Source organism: Nitrincola iocasae (assembly GCF_008727795.1).
Classification (GTDB): Bacteria; Pseudomonadota; Gammaproteobacteria; order Pseudomonadales; family Balneatricaceae; genus Nitrincola; species Nitrincola iocasae.
In genome coordinates this window covers 2,420,525-2,435,987 of the sequence record NZ_CP044222.1, presented here as the reverse complement: position 1 = coordinate 2,435,987, position 15,463 = coordinate 2,420,525, and the positions used below count along the sequence as shown (strand labels likewise).

Sequence of the window (15,463 nt, the reverse complement as noted above, 5' to 3'; positions counted from 1 at the left end):
TTAATCAATCTTTAAAACTTTGTCGGTGTCAGTCTGCTGATTCTACAGGTTGAACAGACTGTTGAGTGGCAAAGTGTAAATACCAAAGCCAATAATCAGTGCGCCTGCTATCTGGCGCGTCAGGCGTTTCTGCATCAGACTACGTACCTGGCGGGCGAGCAGTCCAGTGGTAAACATGGCTGGCAAGGTACCCAGACCAAATGCGGCCATTAGCAAGGCGCTCTGTTGCCAACTTCCTGCGGCCGAAGACCAGAGCAGTGTGCTATACACCAAACCACAGGGGAGCCAGCCCCAGAGTATACCTAATAACACCGCTTGGTGTGGATTACGAACAGGCAAAATTTTGGCCGCATGAGGCTGGATATGCCGCCATAGATGACCACCCAAGGTTTCCAGCCGGGTAATGCCAAACCACCATTGACCAACATAAAGTCCCATAGCTATCAGTAATATGCCTGCAAAGGTTTGCAGTATCAGACCTGTGATGCCTGTTGCAACCATGGCGCCTGCAATGCCTATTAGAGCACCTGCAAGGGTATAGCTACTGATGCGGCCGAGGTTATACCCCAGTAGTATCAGCCAAGCCGGGTATCTGCCACCCTGAGTATTCAAACCAACGCTGGCCGCAATGCCCCCACACATGCCGATGCAGTGGGTGCTACCGAGTAGTCCGATCAGGAAGGCTGTGGTCAGCAGCAGGGGTTCAGTCATCCAGTTTCCGGTTACTCTTTGGGTCTACTTTAGCATCATCAGGGATCATGTCGTCATCATCGTCATAGAGAATGCTGTGAGCGGGTGAATCTAGGTCCTCGAACTGACCGCTGTTAACGCTCCAGAAAAAAGCCCAGAAGGCTATTCCAGTTAAAATCAGAGCGATTGGAATCAAAATAATGATAACTTCCATCAGGTACCTGCCTTGGCTTTAGCTGACTCAGGCCGTGGAGCTGTCTGAGTAGTTTGTGGGTTTTTGGCACGACGTGCCAGGCGCATGGCATTACCGGTTACTATGAGTGAACTGGCAGTCATGCCGATGGCCGCAATATAGGGGGGAACTAGGCCCAGGGCAGCGGCCGGGAGGGCGATAATATTGTAGAACAAAGAAAGGCTCAGGTTTTCTTTAATGATCGTTCGGGTCTTGCGTGACAGACGGATGCCTACGGCCAGTGTTTGCAGGTTGTTATTGGTTAATACGGCATCGGCATTGGTTTTTGCCAGGTCAGTCGCGGCGCCCATGGAGACTGATGTCTGAGCACCAACCAGCACCGGTATGTCGTTAATACCATCGCCCACCATAATGGTTTGCTTGCCCTCAGCCTGGAGTTTACGGATGTGTTCCAGTTTTTGCTCCGGACTCATGCCACTGTTGATCTGATCTATTCCGAGCTTTTCAGCAATGCGCTGTACCGCCGGTGATGTATCCCCCGTGAGTATCTCAATACTCAGCCCCAACGTCCTGAGCTCATGGATCGCCTGGCGGGTCTCGCGACGGATCTGATCGTCCAGTGCAAACCAGCAAAGAGCCTGAGATTCATCCGCCAAGAGTATCCACTGGCGTTGCAGATCGGGCATTACAGGCAAGGGTTGCCCCGATAGCTGCATAACATAGTCAGGTTTGCCGATACGGTAGCGCTTATCTTCAATACGGCCTTCTATACCTTGACCAACAGTCACTTGAATGGCTTCTGCAGCGCGGGTGTACCAGGGGGTAAAAGCTCGTCCTATAGGGTGCTCAGACAAAGACTCAAGTGCAGCGCCCCAGTTAAGAGCATCTGCAGACGATATACCATTCAGGGGGTGCGTTTCCTGAATAGCCAAACGTCCTTCAGTAAGTGTGCCGGTCTTATCGAAAATGATATGTGTGGCTTTACTGAAAGACTCTAATACATGACCTCGGGTGATCAGCAAGCCCTGTTGACGGAGGGTTCCTGTTGCAGCAGTCAGTGCCGTGGGCGTAGCGAGTGACAGGGCACAGGGGCAGGTTACAACCAGAACGGATAAGGTGATCCAAAAGGCATTGGCAGGATCAACGATGTACCAGATCGTAGAAACGCAGGCGGCCACGATCAACGTAGCGCCGACAAAATAACGCGCAATCTGGTCGGCTACACGAGCCACATAGGGCTTTTCACTTTGAGCACGTTCCAGCAGTCTGACAATGGAGGAAATACGACTTTTTTCACCCACCGCACTGACCTGCATCTCTATCGGGTTTTCGATATTGATAGTCCCGCCTACCAGTGAATCCTGAAGCTTTTTTGAGATCGGCATATATTCACCGGTCAGGGCGGATTCATCAACTGATGAAAAGCCACGGGTGATGAAGCCGTCAGCGGGGATAGTTTGTCCTGGCTTGATACGAATCAGGTCCCCAGGGTGCAATGAGCTGGCAGCAACCAGCTGTTCTTCGCCTTCAGCGTTAATGCGTAAAGCACTTGCCGGAATAAGGTTAAGCAATGCATTTCCCGCGCGGCCTGTTCGTTGCCTGGCTTTCATTTCCATAAAGCGACCAATGAGCAGGAAAAAAGCAAACATGGTCACCGATTCGAAATAGATATCACCGGTATTGAATAGTGTGGCCCAGGCACTGGCAATATAGCCTCCCCAGATGGCAATGGAGACTGGGATGTCCATGGTTAGATGTCTGGTCTTAAGGTCGCGAAAAGCATTTTTCAGAAAAGGCAGTGCCGCATAAAGTACCACAGGGGTTGCAACCACCAGACTGGCCCAGCGCAGCAGCATGACATATTTTTCCTCCATGCCGGTGCCGGCGATGTCGGCAGCATAAATGGCGACTGCAAACATCATCGCCTGCATGGCACCAATACCTGCCACACCCAGTCGTATCACGGAGCGCTTACTTTCCTGGGCGAGTAATTGCTCCTCTTTGTCAGGGTGGTAAGGATGTGCTTTGTAACCGATACGAATGATTTCAGCTAATAGTTGGCTGAGTTTGATATCGTCCGGATGCCAGACCAGACGGGCCCGATGGTTAGCCAGATTAACGCTGAACTTGATCACCCCGGGTTGCTTGGACAGGTGATGTTCAAGTAGCCAGACACAGGCCGCACAACTAATGCCTTCGATAACCAGCGTTGCTGTATGTGTATCGGTATTTTGACCTGAAACGAACGCTTGTTGAATCTCATGATTATCGTAGAGAGCCAGCTCTTTGGTCAGTGACGCTATTTCGGAAAGGTCGGCTGTTGCCGGACTGAGTTCATCACCACGATGCTGGTAAAAGTTGTCCAGTCCTCCTGCGACGATTGTCTGTGCCACCGCCTGGCAGCCGGGGCAGCACATACGTTTGTCTTCTTCATTGATGCGTGTGAAGTAGTTGCTGGCTGGAGGAATGTCAGAGCCACAGTGAAAGCACTGCTCAGGCTCTGTGTTTAGATTGACTGCTTGCATCAGTTACTTCCAATCGGTCCTGCTAGGGTATAAATGCCAGAACCTTATCTTCAAAGGGGGGGCGGGCAACCTGCATGATTTTCCATTCATTTTCTGGTGACATCAGAATAAAGGTCGAACGCGCTGTAATGGGGTGCGTCAGACGGCCATTGAACTGGTGTAGATCACCCAGACGATGGAGTATTATGACATGATCGCGTTCCTGGTTGGCGCCCACTTTAACAAGTAATTCCAGTGTGGCAAGCTCAGCAGGCAGATCACCCTTCATGGTTAACACGGCTTCGCCGGTTTGGGTATCCAGCCTCAGGTCGGCACTTAATCCCAGCGCTCTGGCGTTTTCAATCATCGACTCATCTATAGAATAACCGCGGCCATCCCGGACAAATTCTTTATTCAGTGGTGGATCTATGCGCTGTTGAGAAATGGAAACCGACAGCATAATAAAGCCTACAGTCATGGCGGCCAGTATGGGCGTTAAAATAAACCACAGCCAAGGCTGTTTGTACCAGGGTATTATGTGAACAGTGTTTCGACTCATCTAGAGACCTCAAGAGAATAGGCGGCAAATAAATTGCCGCCTATTATACTGAAAAACAGTTAGTAGTTTTACCTTTAGCGAATTGGTGCAGGTCCCATGAAGCGACTCTCAACCGTTGCGCTGACTTTAGGTTCATCGACTGTTTCGACAGTGAAAACAATCGGTGAGTTCGCTGTACTGAGTTTATTTTTTTCTATCTGAACCCGGATCGGGTAATCCAGTAGTTCACCGGCACTGACATTAAACACAGGATCATTGACTAAATTAAGTCCCTCAATGCCTTCTACCGTGATCTGGTAACGCCTGTCGACCTGCTCTTTGTTGGCGACTTTCAGAGTGTAGACGTTCTGAATCAGAGTACCTCTGACTTCATTAAACAGTGCACCGCGATCACGTATGGCTTCAAACTCAATTGGGACGCGGTTTGACAGCACATAGACAAATGCAGAGCACATAATCACAACCGCTGTCAGGTAGCCCATCAGGCGTGGACGTAAAAGCTTGGTAGGTTTTCCATTAAGGGAGTGCTCAGTGGTATAGCGAACCAGGCCGGGCTCATAGCCCATTTTGTCCATAATCTCGTTGCATGCGTCAATACATGCACCGCAAGCTACACATTCATACTGCAAACCATCACGAATATCGATGCCAACAGGACAGACGTTAACGCAAGCGTAGCAGTCGATACAGTCACCCAGGCCCTCGGCTTTGTAATCAGTACCTTTTCTGCGCTTGCCACGCTTTTCACCGCGTGCCTCATCATAAGAAATGATCAGGGTGTCCTGATCAAACATAACACTCTGGAAGCGGGCATAAGGGCACATGTAAATGCACACCTGTTCGCGTAACCAGCCAGCATTACCGTAGGTGGCAACAGTCAGGAAGCCCAGCCACCAGAGTTCCCAGGGCCCTAAATCGGCACTGAGAATACTGGGTATCAGCTCACGAATCGGACTGAAGTAACCAACAAAAGCTGTTGCGGTAGCCGCTGCAATGATCAGCCATAAGATGTGCTTGGCTGTCTTTCGCAGAAATTTTTCGCGGTTCATGGACTCTTTGTCCAGGCGCATGCGTTTGTTTCGGTCACCTTCGGTGATACGCTCAGCCCAGATGAAAAACCAGGTCCAGACAAACTGAGGGCAGGCATAGCCACACCATAGACGTCCTGCAAATACAGTAACAAAAAACAGGATGAAGGCCAGGATGATCAGTAACCAGGAGAGCAGCATGAAATCCTGAGGCCAGAAGGTCATACCAAATATATGAAACTGGCGGTTAGGCAAGTCAAAAAGAACGGCTTGGCGGCCATCGTACTGCAACCATGAAAAAGTAAAAAACATCACCAGCATAAAAAAGCCAGCGGCAGTGCGCAAATTTTTGAAAAAGCCTTTGTAGTATTTGACGTAAATATGCTCTCGTTTGGCATATAAGTCGTAGGATTGACTGTTGTTGTCTTTTCCTGGGGTTACATCTTTGACGGGTATCTGGTTCATGGTCTGCCTGCCATCGTTTAACAAGTGTGGTTGTTATTCGATTGATTGAATAAGTAAACGCTTAAGTAATGATATTATGCCAAAAAAAAAGGTGATATGACCTATATCATATCACCTTTATTTAGATTACATGCAATCAGTCGTTACTAAGACTCATGACATACGCTGTAACCAGATGTCTCTGGTCATCAGTCAGAAGAGCGCTGAATGAAGGCATTACACCAAAGCGGCCCTGACGCAGAGTTTGTGCGATCTGCTCGAAGCTACCGCCATACAGCCAGGTATCATCGGTCAGATTCGGCGCACCCAGAGCTTGCATACCAGTACCTTCTGCGGTATGGCAGGCTGCACAAAGGGAGGCGAACTGAGGTTCAGCACGTGCTGCAGATTCAGCATCGTGCTCACGATCGCTGAGACTTAGAACGTAATGAGCCATGTCGCGCACACCATCTTCACCCAGAACCGCACCCCATGCAGGCATGGCGCCGTTTCGACCCTGATGCAGGGTGGTTTTGATGGTTTCTGCAGACCCGCCCCATAACCAGTCACCGTCAGTCAGGTTAGGGAAGCCGTAAAAACCGACACCCCCGACACCGTGGCAGACTGAGCAGTTGTTGGCGAACAGGCGCTGACCAATACGTAATCCTTCGGCGTTTTCTGGCTGCTGAAGCTCTTCAACAGACAGAGTAGCGAAGCGTTCGAAGATTGGGGCGTAATGCTCTTCAGCATATGCCATTTCTTCTTCCCACTGACCTGTTGAGGTCCAGCCAAGCAGACCTTTGAAATTACCCAGACCTGGGTAAAGTAACAGGTAAACCAGACCGAAAACCACGGTGGCGACAAACATCTGAAACCACCATTTTGGCAGCGGGTTGTCCAGCTCTTCGATACCATCGAAAGAGTGGCCAACCGTTTCTTCAGTTTGTTCCTGATGTGGCTGACTTCTTCTGGTTGAAAGTAACAACCAAGTACAACCCAAGATAACCACTAAAGTGATTACCGAAATCCATGCGCTCCAGAAAGCACTCATTTCTCATCTCTCCCGTTATGGGCGCGTTCATTGTCATTTTTCTGCACCTCATCCTCGTCTTCATCAGCGAAGGGAAGGTTGGCAGCATCATCGAAAGGCTTTTTGTTCTGGGGCAATAGCACCCAGATAAACAAACCGATGAACGTGATCAGCATGATCAATGGAATGAACGGGCCATAGACTTCATAACTCACAATGGATTACCGCACATCATAGTTTGAGTGGGTTTTACCGAGTGCCTGCAGGTAAGCTACCAGTGCATCAATCTCGAGAATACCCTCTACGTCTGTTTTGGCGTTGGCAATCTGCTCATCAGTAAAGGGAACGCCCAGAGTTCTCAGGACTTCCATTTTGCTGGCAGTATTGTCACCGCTGACCTGACGTTCAAACAACCATGGATAAGATGGCATTTTTGATGTCGGTACAACGTCACGCGGGTTATAAAGGTGCGCACGTTGCCAGTCATCAGAGTAACGCTCACCTACGCGGGCCAGATCAGGACCGGTACGCTTAGAGCCCCACAGGAACGGATGCTCCCATACGTGCTCATTGGCAGTAGAGAAGTGACCATAGCGCTCAGTTTCGGCACGGAATGGACGGATCATCTGCGTGTGGCAGACATGACAGCCTTCACGAATATAGATGTCACGGCCTTCCAGCTCAGCAGCTGTATAGGTGCGCATATCCTGAATAGGCTGAGTCGTAGAGTCTTTGAAGAACAAAGGCACAATCTCAGCCAAGCCGCCGGCACTGATCACGATGATGATCAGCATTGCCATTAAACCGGCATTCTTTTCAATAGTTTCATGTTTAATCATTGCTATATGCTCCTCGCCCGAATCATGCAGTCTGCGCAGATGTTTCAGCGTCGGCTGCTTCTACGGAGCTGCCGCCACGGACTGTCTGCCAGACGTTGTAAGCCATGATTAACATACCCAGCAGGAAGATAGCGCCACCGATCATGCGTACAAGGTAACCTGGATGGCTGGCTTCCAGCGCTTCAACAAAGCTGTAAGTCAGTGTGCCGTCCTGGTTGACTGCGCGCCACATCAGGCCCTGCAGAATACCGTTAACCCACATAGACACGATATAGAGCACGGTGCCTATTGTAGCGAGCCAGAAATGTACGTTGATCAAGCCAACGCTATGCATTTTAAGCTTGCCGAACAATTTCGGAACCATATGGTATACCGCACCGATGGAGATCATTGCTACCCAACCCAGTGCACCGGAGTGAACGTGACCGACTGTCCAGTCAGTATTGTGGGATAGCGCGTTGACTGTCTTGATCGACATCATCGGACCTTCGAAGGTAGACATGCCATAGAATGACAGAGAAACCACCAGGAAGCGCAGGATAGGGTCAGTACGCAGTTTATGCCAGGCACCAGACAGCGTCATCATACCGTTGATCATACCACCCCAGGATGGAGCCAGTAGAATCAGAGACATGACCATGCTTACAGACTGGGTCCAGTCTGGCAGAGCTGAATAGTGAAGGTGGTGGCCACCGGCCCACATGTATGTGGCAATCAGTGCCCAAAAGTGCACAATTGACAGGCGGTAAGAATATACCGGACGGTTAGCTTGCTTCGGTACGAAGTAGTACATCATGCCGAGGAAGCCCGCTGTCAGGAAGAAGCCTACAGCGTTATGACCATACCACCACTGAACCATGGCATCGATAGTGCCAGGGTAAGCCGAGTAGGATTTGATCATGGTAACTGGCATAGCCGCACTGTTTACTACGTGCAGCACAGCAATAACCAGGATAAATGCCATGTAGAACCAGTTAGCTACGTAGATATGAGCTGTCTTGCGCTTGAAGACAGTACCCATAAACACGATCGCATAAGCTACCCAGACCACAGTGATCAGGAGATCGATTGGCCATTCCAGTTCCGCGTACTCTTTAGCTGAGGTTAACCCCAGTGGCAGCGTAATGGCGGCTGAAAGAATAACCAGTTGCCATCCCCAGAAGGTAAATGCAGCCAGTCCGTCAGAGATCAAGCGAGTCTGACAGGTACGCTGCACCACGTAGTAAGAGGTAGCAAACAGGGCGGAGCCACCAAATGCGAAAATTACCGCATTGGTGTGTAACGGACGTAAACGTCCGTAGGATAACCAGGCTGTGTCAAAGTTCAGTGCTGGCCAGACCAGCTGGGATGCTATCAGTACACCTACGGTCATACCGACAATACCCCAGACTACGGTCATGATGGTGAATTGACGCACCACCTTGTAGTTGTAGGTTGAATGATCAGTTGCAATGCTCATATCAGGCTCTCATCAACAAGCTGTTAATAGTAAGAAGAGTTCCACTGGCGATTATCAGTGAATTACCCCTTCATTTCAATGTGATCCAGGGTTTATCTGCGACAGCTTGTCGCGGGTCATGAATGATTTTTTTGTAAGTTATGTTCGGTTTTGTTTTGTTTTTTGATTTGTGTAATATATTGAAATTTATGAATTAATCAGATAAAAATTCATGTATTTTAGACTTTTCTTATATGTTTTTTTGTTTGAATTACGCTTGTGGATGCTACTTTAGACGGGTTGGGAGCGGCTGTTTTTTTATGTTTACTTGATATGGATCAAAAGTATTTTGCAGTAATTATTCAGGTTATGCTGTCTTCCCCAGGTTAAAGGTCGAGTTGATATGTCATTTACATCCATTTTATTGCAGTGTCGAGCCGGATTTGAATCAGAATGCGCGGCTGAATTCTCTGAACAAGCTCTTGGGGCAGGGCATACGGGTTATGTTCGCTTTGAACGGAATGCAGGATATGTACGCTTTATGTTGCAAACTGACGCGCTTGCACTGTTGCAACAAGTATCGTTTCGGTCTTTGGTGTTTACGCGTCAATGGTGTGCTTGTCTGGAGCCCTTTGATCAGTTGCCAGCAACCGACAGACTGAGTGTGTTGCTTGGACCGGTGGCAACCCTGCCTGCCTGTGCGGAGTTACTGGCCGAAGTGCCGGATACTACTGAAGGTCGGGAGTTACTTCCCTTTGCCGGAAAACTCAGCTCAGCGATGGCGCAGACGCTGCGTCAACAGGCTATTATGTTGCCGCGTAAAGCGCGCACCGATTGGCGGATGCATCTGTTTGCGTTATCTGGCCGTCATCTGCTGATGGGTGTCAGTCCGGTGAACAATGGAACTAAATTGGCTATGGGTATACGACGGCTGAAATTTCCGGCACAAGCACCGAGCCGCTCAACCCTGAAGCTTGAAGAAGCCTGGCACTGGTTTGTTCCTCGTCACCAGTGGGGCGAACGCCTGGGTGGCGGTAAAACTGCCGTGGATCTGGGTGCCGCACCTGGTGGCTGGACCTGGCAACTGGTGCAGCAAGGCATGTTCGTGACAGCGGTAGATAACGGTCCTATGTCTGAAGATTTGATGGATTCAGGCCAGGTTGTCCATAGCCGGGAAGATGCATTTTATTATCAGCCGCCAAAACCGGTTGACTGGATGGTGTGTGATGTCGCGGATAAACCGGCACGTGTTACGGCCAGAATGCTGGAGTGGGCACTGCGAGGCTGGTGTCGTGAGATGATTTTTAATCTGAAATTGCCGATGAAAAAGCGTCACCTGGAGGTGCAGCAATGTCTGGATATGATCCGTACGGGTCTGGAACAGGCTGATATTTCCTATAGTCTCTCGGCGCGACATCTGTATCATGATCGGGAAGAGGTGACCTGTTATCTGGATTTACGGCGGTAATAATGCCTGTAAACCTGTTATGAATGCGTTTAGCTGGTTTCTAAGGCACAAAAATTCTGAGACAATGTATCTCTTTTTCTAGAAGCTGGCAGTAGCGGATGAACCAACCTGTATCAGACATGACACTGGATACTTCTGGGTTACTATGTCCGGAACCTGTGATGTTGCTGCACAAAAAAGTTCGAGAGCTGACGCCCGGGCAGGTGTTGTTTGTTAAAGCAACTGACCCGTCTACTCAGCGTGATATTCCCCGGTTCTGTGCCTTTCTGGGGTATGAGTTGATTGAGCAGCTTCAGCAGGAAGATGGTTATGAGTACTATATTCGAAAAGGTGCTGAGTGAGGCAGAGCAGGCCGCCCTCCGCACGGAGAAGTTACTGCGTGAATGTGAACAGATTCTTGAGCAGGCCGAATACAAACGACAGCGAGTTGAGAGCAAAAAAGTGAGCGATTCAGTAAACAGTGAAAACTCAGGGTCTGCAGTGGCAGGCGGCAAACGCAACAAAAATCGTGCTGCGAATATGGCTGCCGTACAATTGCTGATGGATGCTTATCCTGAGGTTTTTTCACGCGACAAGGTACGGCCTTTAAAAATTGGTATTCAGGAAGATCTGGTTGCTGATGACAAGGTGTCGCGTACGAAAATCAAGCGCGCGCTTGCTTCTTATGTGCGCTCTCCTCAATATCTGCGCAGCTTTCAGGAAGGTGCTGAACGTATTGGCCTGGATGGCCAGCCTGCCGGCACGGTCACGGCTGAAGAGGCCGGGCATGCCAAGGGTAAGCTTCAGGCCATGCAGGATGCGCGTCGTGAACGTATTAAAGAGCAAGCCCGTGAAGCTAAACAAAAAGAGAAAGAAGAACGCTTGAGCAGTAAGCTGGATCAGTTGCTGACATTGAATAATCGCAATTAACCCCTGTGAGTGTCATAAGGTCTGGCCGACACTGAGCCCGCAATGTGTGAGCAGTGTCTGCCAGGCTTCAGTATGCTTTTTCCTTGCCTGATCAAATCTGTGTAGAACGCTGCCTGCCATCTCACTATCAAACAGTTGCGAAAAATAAGCCTCAGAACTGGCTGGCAAGGGTAAGTGTTGCAGAATGGACTGATGACTGGCTTGCCAGTACTGGCCATACTGATCTGTCAGTGCCAGATAAGGCTGAAACTCTCCCGCATAATAATTTCTGAATACATTTTGAATAATGACCGAGCGGTTGTTGGGCTGCTGATTGAAGCAGATCGGACGTCTTTCCAGACGTGCTTCTATGCCTTGAGCGACCTGTTCCATCGTGTAACTGAGTAGAAATACACTGCGCAGCCACTGCTGACCTGACTGCAGGCGGTAGAGTTGCTCGTAATGAGTTTCCATCTCGTCGATAAAATGCATGTCAGGCCAGGTGGCGTCCGTTGTGGCCAGATGGCTGATCAGAACAAAGGCATCCAATGTATTTCTGGCCTGATTGATCAGGCCTCGAGCCTCTAAAGGTAAAGGCTCAACTGAACGAGAAAACTGCTGTTCCATCTCTTCGCTGGTATAAATGCTGTTCCAGATTGTCCGAGGAAGCATTTGCTGTTTATGTGACAGAATTTGTCGTACTTTGTGTAGCAAGGGTAGCAGAGACGCCTCTGTTGTAACGCGGCGGGTCAAGTCTTGCTCGCAGGCCTTCACCGCAGGTAAAAAGCGTAGCTCATACTTCAGTTTCTGGGAGGGTGGCATAACGCGGCCAAGATTGCTATTGCGCTCAGCAATCAAGGGCAGCAGGTCGCAGTGACGCAGCTGCAAAACTTCAATCAGGCCTTCGCGCAGGTCTTCAACAGGTAGTAGACGTTCTCTGCGTGGTGGCAGTACTGGAAAAGGTGAGTTGCCGGGTGCAAACTCAATCGGTTCATCCAGTGCATTGCTAACCCGGCGGGTATAATCCTGCAGCATTGTTTCCGCATCAGTTTGGCTGCAACCATAAAGCAGGCTGAGTAGCAGTAGCAGGCTAAGTGGTCTCCACATGTCGTGATACTCTATTCAGGCGTGTCATCAGCATTACGGCCCCTGCGCTCAGTCCGATCAGTAGTCCATACCAGAAGCCTGCAGCTCCCATCGCCGGAACCAGCCAGTCAGTCAGCCCTAAAAGGTAGCCAGCAGGCAGGCCGATCAGCCAGAAGGATACAAATACCAGTAATAAAGGAATGAACGTATCTTTATAGCCCCTTAGCGCGCCTGCAGCACTGACCTGAAGTGCATCGGAAAACTGGAACAGCGCCGCGATGGTTAACAATAGGATAGCCAGTGTCGCAATCTCTGTGTCAGGTGTATAGAGCCTTGCGATCTGTGAGGCTAGCAGCATCGTCAGCAGGGTGGTAACAAGCGCAACGACCAAGGTGAATTGAATGCCGGTAAAAGCAGCCAGGCGTGCCTGGGCCTGATTTCCGGCTCCTTTAAGTTGACCTACACGAATTGTCAGAGCCATGGCGATACTTAATGGAACCATGAAGATCATGCCGGTATAGCTAAGGGTAATCTGATGTGCGGCTAATACCACTTCACCATAAGGGGCCAGTAGCAGCGCAATCACACTGAACATACTGGCTTCGATAAGCAGAGCAATGCCGATAGGCATACCCAGACGCAAAAATTGCGCTATGGTTTTCAGGTGAGGTCTGTGCCATGGATGCCACAAGGGCAGTTGGCTGAATTGCTGGCTACGTCGGGTATAAATAACCCCGGCACTCAACATGACCCACATTACAATGGCGCTGGCCCAGCCGCAACCCACACCCCCGAGTTCAGGTAACCCGAACTTACCAAAAATCAATATATAGTTCAGGGGAATGTTACAGAGCAATGCCAGTAAAGCAATTTTCATAATAGCGCTGGTTTTGCCATAGCCCTCACTAAAACCACGAATGTTCTGATAAACCATCAAGGCTGGAAAGCCCCAGGATATTGCTTCAAGATATCCCCGGGTTTTATCTTCCAGTGATGGTTCTAATGACAGTAGCGACAACAGGGGTTGCGTACTCTGCAACAGCCAGAGGGACATTAGGCCGAGTAACAGGGCTACCCAGACACCTTGATGAAATATTTGCGGTGTTTCGTTATCCTTTCTGCCACCAACTAAATGGGCAACCAAAGGTGTAATCGCCATTAAAATACCAGAAAATGCCAGGTAAATAGGTATCCATAGGCTGGTACCCAGTGCGATGGCGGCCAGGTCTTCACTGCCAGCACGGGCGGACATGAGAGTATCAACAAAACCCATGGTATTTTGAGCCAGTTGCGCAATCATAATTGGCCAGGCCAGCAATATCAGGGTTTTTATTTCGGCTTTTTTGATGGCGAAATAAGAGGGGCTAAGAGATGTGTTCATTAATTATATATTATGCCATCAGAGCCAGGCTTCCGATGCCGTTAGTTACTGACAGTTAATTGAAAAAAACAAAGGGCGCTGATCAGCGCCCTCTGGTGTTATCCGTGGATTGCGATGTTATCAGTCCAGACGAACTTTAACATAACTACCCGGGGCAGCTTCAATCGGTTTGTGTGTAGCGTTGCCGTAATCCTTGGGTGCATCAACTTTTTTACCAGCACGTCGTTTCAACCATTCAGACCAATGTGGCCACCAGGACCCTTCCTGCTTCTCAGCTGTTTCCAACCAGTGATCAGGTCCTTTGCCAGTTTCACCCTTAATCCAGTAGTGGCGACGGTTTTTTGATGCCGGGTTGATAACACCGGCAACATGTCCGCTGGCACCCAGTACAAATTCCAGCGGTCCTTTGAAGGTTTCCGTAGCTGAAAAAGTGCTTTTCCAGGGCGCGATATGATCTTCAATGGCAGAGAAGAAATAGCAGGGTGTTTTTATCTTGCCCAGATCTATAGCTTCACCACAAATGGTTAAGCCATTAGGTTCAACCAGTTTATTTTCCAGATACATTTTATTTAGGTAGAAAGTGTACATTCTGGCTGGCAGGTTAGTTGGATCGCTGTTCCAGAACAAAATATCGAAGGGTGGGGGGGTCTGTCCCTTCAGGTAGTTGTTCACCACATAGGACCAGATCAGGTCATTTGAGCGCAGCATGTTGAACGATGTGGACAGTTCACGTCCATGCAGTATGCCTTCTTTGTTGACCTTCTCTTCCAGTGTCTTGACCTGGTATTCGTCAATAAAGACTTTCATATCACCGGGATCGCGGAAGTCGGTCAGCGTCGTCAGGAAAGTCGCCGAGGTCACGCTGGTGTCCTTGCGATTTGCCATCACTGCTAGAGCGGTGGCCATCAGTGTACCGCCAACACACCAGGCAACGGCATTGACCTTATCGGACTCTGCAATGTCTTTGGTAACCTCAATAGCTTTTAATACACCGCGTTCTACATAGTCATCCCAACTGAGAGTGCTCATCTCTTTAGTCGGATTGACCCAGGCAACCAGAAAGACATTGTAGCCCTGCTCAACACAATATTTGACGTAAGAGTTGTGTGGTTGCAGATCCAGGATATAAAACTTATTGATACTGGGTGGTACTATCAATAACGGTTTCTCAAAAACCTGTTCGACTTCAGGTTTGTAATGCAGTAACTGGAAAAGATCGTTCTGAAATACCACAGCACCTTCAGTGGTAGCCAGATTCTCGCCCAGCACGAAGGCATTTTCATCGGTCATGGTGATATGACCTTTATCAATATCGGACAGCAGGTTTTTTAAACCTTCGATCAGGCTTTGGCCGTTTGTTTCCAGAGCCTGATTCAGGACTTCCGGATTGGTCATAGCAAAGTTGGTGGGTGATAGCGCATCAACATATTGTTGCGTATAAAATTCCAGCTTTTTCTGCTCTTTCTCAGACAGGTTGGCATTGGCTGCCATTTCTGTCAGCATTTTTGACGACAACAGGTAAGATTGTTTGATGTAGTCGAAAATCGGATTTTTCGACCATTCTTCGTTTTGGAAGCGGCGATCACCAGCTGAAGGTTTAGCGACTTGTTCGCTACTGCCGCTCCAGATGTTTTGCCACAAATTGAGTTGCGCTTGCTGGTAATCTGCAATCGCTTTGATCCAGACAGTAGGGTCTTCCAGCGAACGGGTAGCCAGTTCCGTCCAGGACGTGGTGAACTGACGAAAGATGTCATCTCCCCCAGTAGCTGAATACATCTCCAGAAGCTTGGAGGTTTCTTCACTGACGTGGTTGATAAACTCTTGCGGGTCGTTGGTAAAGCTGTCTTTTTTATCCATAGGTGCTGCCTGTTATGCGTCCGGTTAGCTGATCAGGATATCCATCAGTAAACTGTAT

Annotated in this window: 15 protein-coding genes; 3 read left to right on the top strand and 12 right to left on the bottom strand. The window is 49.3% G+C overall.

From position 1 onward, the window contains the following. Positions 1–42 precede the first annotated feature (42 nt). The 9 genes from F5I99_RS11250 to ccoN form a co-directional block, all read right to left on the bottom strand. The gene (locus tag F5I99_RS11250; protein WP_151056059.1) at positions 43–711 is read right to left on the bottom strand and encodes a sulfite exporter TauE/SafE family protein; all 669 of its coding nucleotides are present in this window, start codon (positions 709–711) and stop codon (positions 43–45) included. Further along, positions 704–904 (bottom strand): cbb3-type cytochrome oxidase assembly protein CcoS, encoded by a 201-nt coding sequence (ccoS, locus tag F5I99_RS11245; protein ID WP_151056056.1) that lies wholly within the window; start codon positions 902–904, stop codon positions 704–706. The genes F5I99_RS11250 and ccoS overlap by 8 nt, the downstream gene beginning before the upstream one ends. Continuing rightward, positions 904–3,408 (bottom strand): heavy metal translocating P-type ATPase, encoded by a 2,505-nt coding sequence (locus tag F5I99_RS11240; RefSeq protein ID WP_151056054.1) that lies wholly within the window; start codon positions 3,406–3,408, stop codon positions 904–906. Before F5I99_RS11240 ends, ccoS begins: the two co-directional genes overlap by 1 nt. Before the next feature lie 22 nt (positions 3,409–3,430). Next, the gene (locus F5I99_RS11235) at positions 3,431–3,946 is read right to left on the bottom strand and encodes a FixH family protein (RefSeq protein ID WP_151056052.1); all 516 of its coding nucleotides are present in this window, start codon (positions 3,944–3,946) and stop codon (positions 3,431–3,433) included. Positions 3,947–4,020: 74 nt separating this feature from the next. Then, positions 4,021–5,439, bottom strand: coding sequence for a cytochrome c oxidase accessory protein CcoG (gene ccoG / locus F5I99_RS11230; protein WP_151056050.1), 1,419 nt, complete (start codon positions 5,437–5,439; stop codon positions 4,021–4,023). Between the two features lie 136 nt (positions 5,440–5,575). Continuing rightward, complete coding sequence (gene ccoP, locus F5I99_RS11225) at positions 5,576–6,469, bottom strand: cytochrome-c oxidase, cbb3-type subunit III (RefSeq protein ID WP_151056049.1); 894 nt, start codon at positions 6,467–6,469, stop codon at positions 5,576–5,578. Next, positions 6,466–6,663: a cbb3-type cytochrome oxidase subunit 3 gene (locus F5I99_RS11220; RefSeq protein ID WP_191905839.1), complete on the bottom strand. Its 198-nt coding sequence runs from the start codon at positions 6,661–6,663 to the stop codon at positions 6,466–6,468. Before F5I99_RS11220 ends, ccoP begins: the two co-directional genes overlap by 4 nt. Positions 6,664–6,669: 6 nt before the next feature. Then, positions 6,670–7,287: a cytochrome-c oxidase, cbb3-type subunit II gene (ccoO, locus tag F5I99_RS11215; RefSeq protein WP_225307383.1), complete on the bottom strand. Its 618-nt coding sequence runs from the start codon at positions 7,285–7,287 to the stop codon at positions 6,670–6,672. A 22-nt stretch (positions 7,288–7,309) separates the two neighbouring features. Further along, a complete protein-coding gene (ccoN, locus tag F5I99_RS11210) occupies positions 7,310–8,746 on the bottom strand; it encodes a cytochrome-c oxidase, cbb3-type subunit I (RefSeq protein WP_151056046.1) in 1,437 nt (478 codons plus the stop codon). 382 nt (positions 8,747–9,128) lie between these two features. Here ccoN and rlmM point away from each other — a divergent pair, with 382 nt between their 5' ends. From rlmM to F5I99_RS11195, 3 genes are all read left to right on the top strand, one after another. After that, positions 9,129–10,193 carry a 23S rRNA (cytidine(2498)-2'-O)-methyltransferase RlmM gene (gene rlmM, locus F5I99_RS11205; RefSeq protein ID WP_151056044.1) on the top strand — a complete coding sequence of 355 codons (1,065 nt, stop codon included), beginning with the start codon at positions 9,129–9,131 and terminating at the stop codon, positions 10,191–10,193. 98 nt (positions 10,194–10,291) lie between these two features. After that, entirely contained in the window at positions 10,292–10,534 is a 243-nt protein-coding gene (gene tusA, locus F5I99_RS11200) for a sulfurtransferase TusA (RefSeq protein WP_151056043.1), read from the top strand. Continuing rightward, entirely contained in the window at positions 10,503–11,102 is a 600-nt protein-coding gene (locus F5I99_RS11195) for a ProQ/FINO family protein (protein WP_151056041.1), read from the top strand. The genes tusA and F5I99_RS11195 overlap by 32 nt, the downstream gene beginning before the upstream one ends. Before the next feature lie 12 nt (positions 11,103–11,114). On the opposite strand, the gene F5I99_RS11190 is transcribed toward F5I99_RS11195, so the two are convergent. The 3 genes from F5I99_RS11190 to F5I99_RS11180 all read right to left on the bottom strand — a co-directional run bounded on the left by F5I99_RS11190 (position 11,115) and on the right by F5I99_RS11180 (position 15,405). Continuing rightward, positions 11,115–12,188: a DUF3080 family protein gene (locus F5I99_RS11190; protein ID WP_151056039.1), complete on the bottom strand. Its 1,074-nt coding sequence runs from the start codon at positions 12,186–12,188 to the stop codon at positions 11,115–11,117. Next, positions 12,172–13,548, bottom strand: coding sequence for an MATE family efflux transporter (locus F5I99_RS11185; RefSeq protein ID WP_151056037.1), 1,377 nt, complete (start codon positions 13,546–13,548; stop codon positions 12,172–12,174). The genes F5I99_RS11190 and F5I99_RS11185 overlap by 17 nt, the downstream gene beginning before the upstream one ends. Before the next feature lie 120 nt (positions 13,549–13,668). Then, positions 13,669–15,405, bottom strand: coding sequence for a PHA/PHB synthase family protein (locus tag F5I99_RS11180; protein ID WP_151056035.1), 1,737 nt, complete (start codon positions 15,403–15,405; stop codon positions 13,669–13,671). Positions 15,406–15,463: the final 58 nt, after the last annotated feature.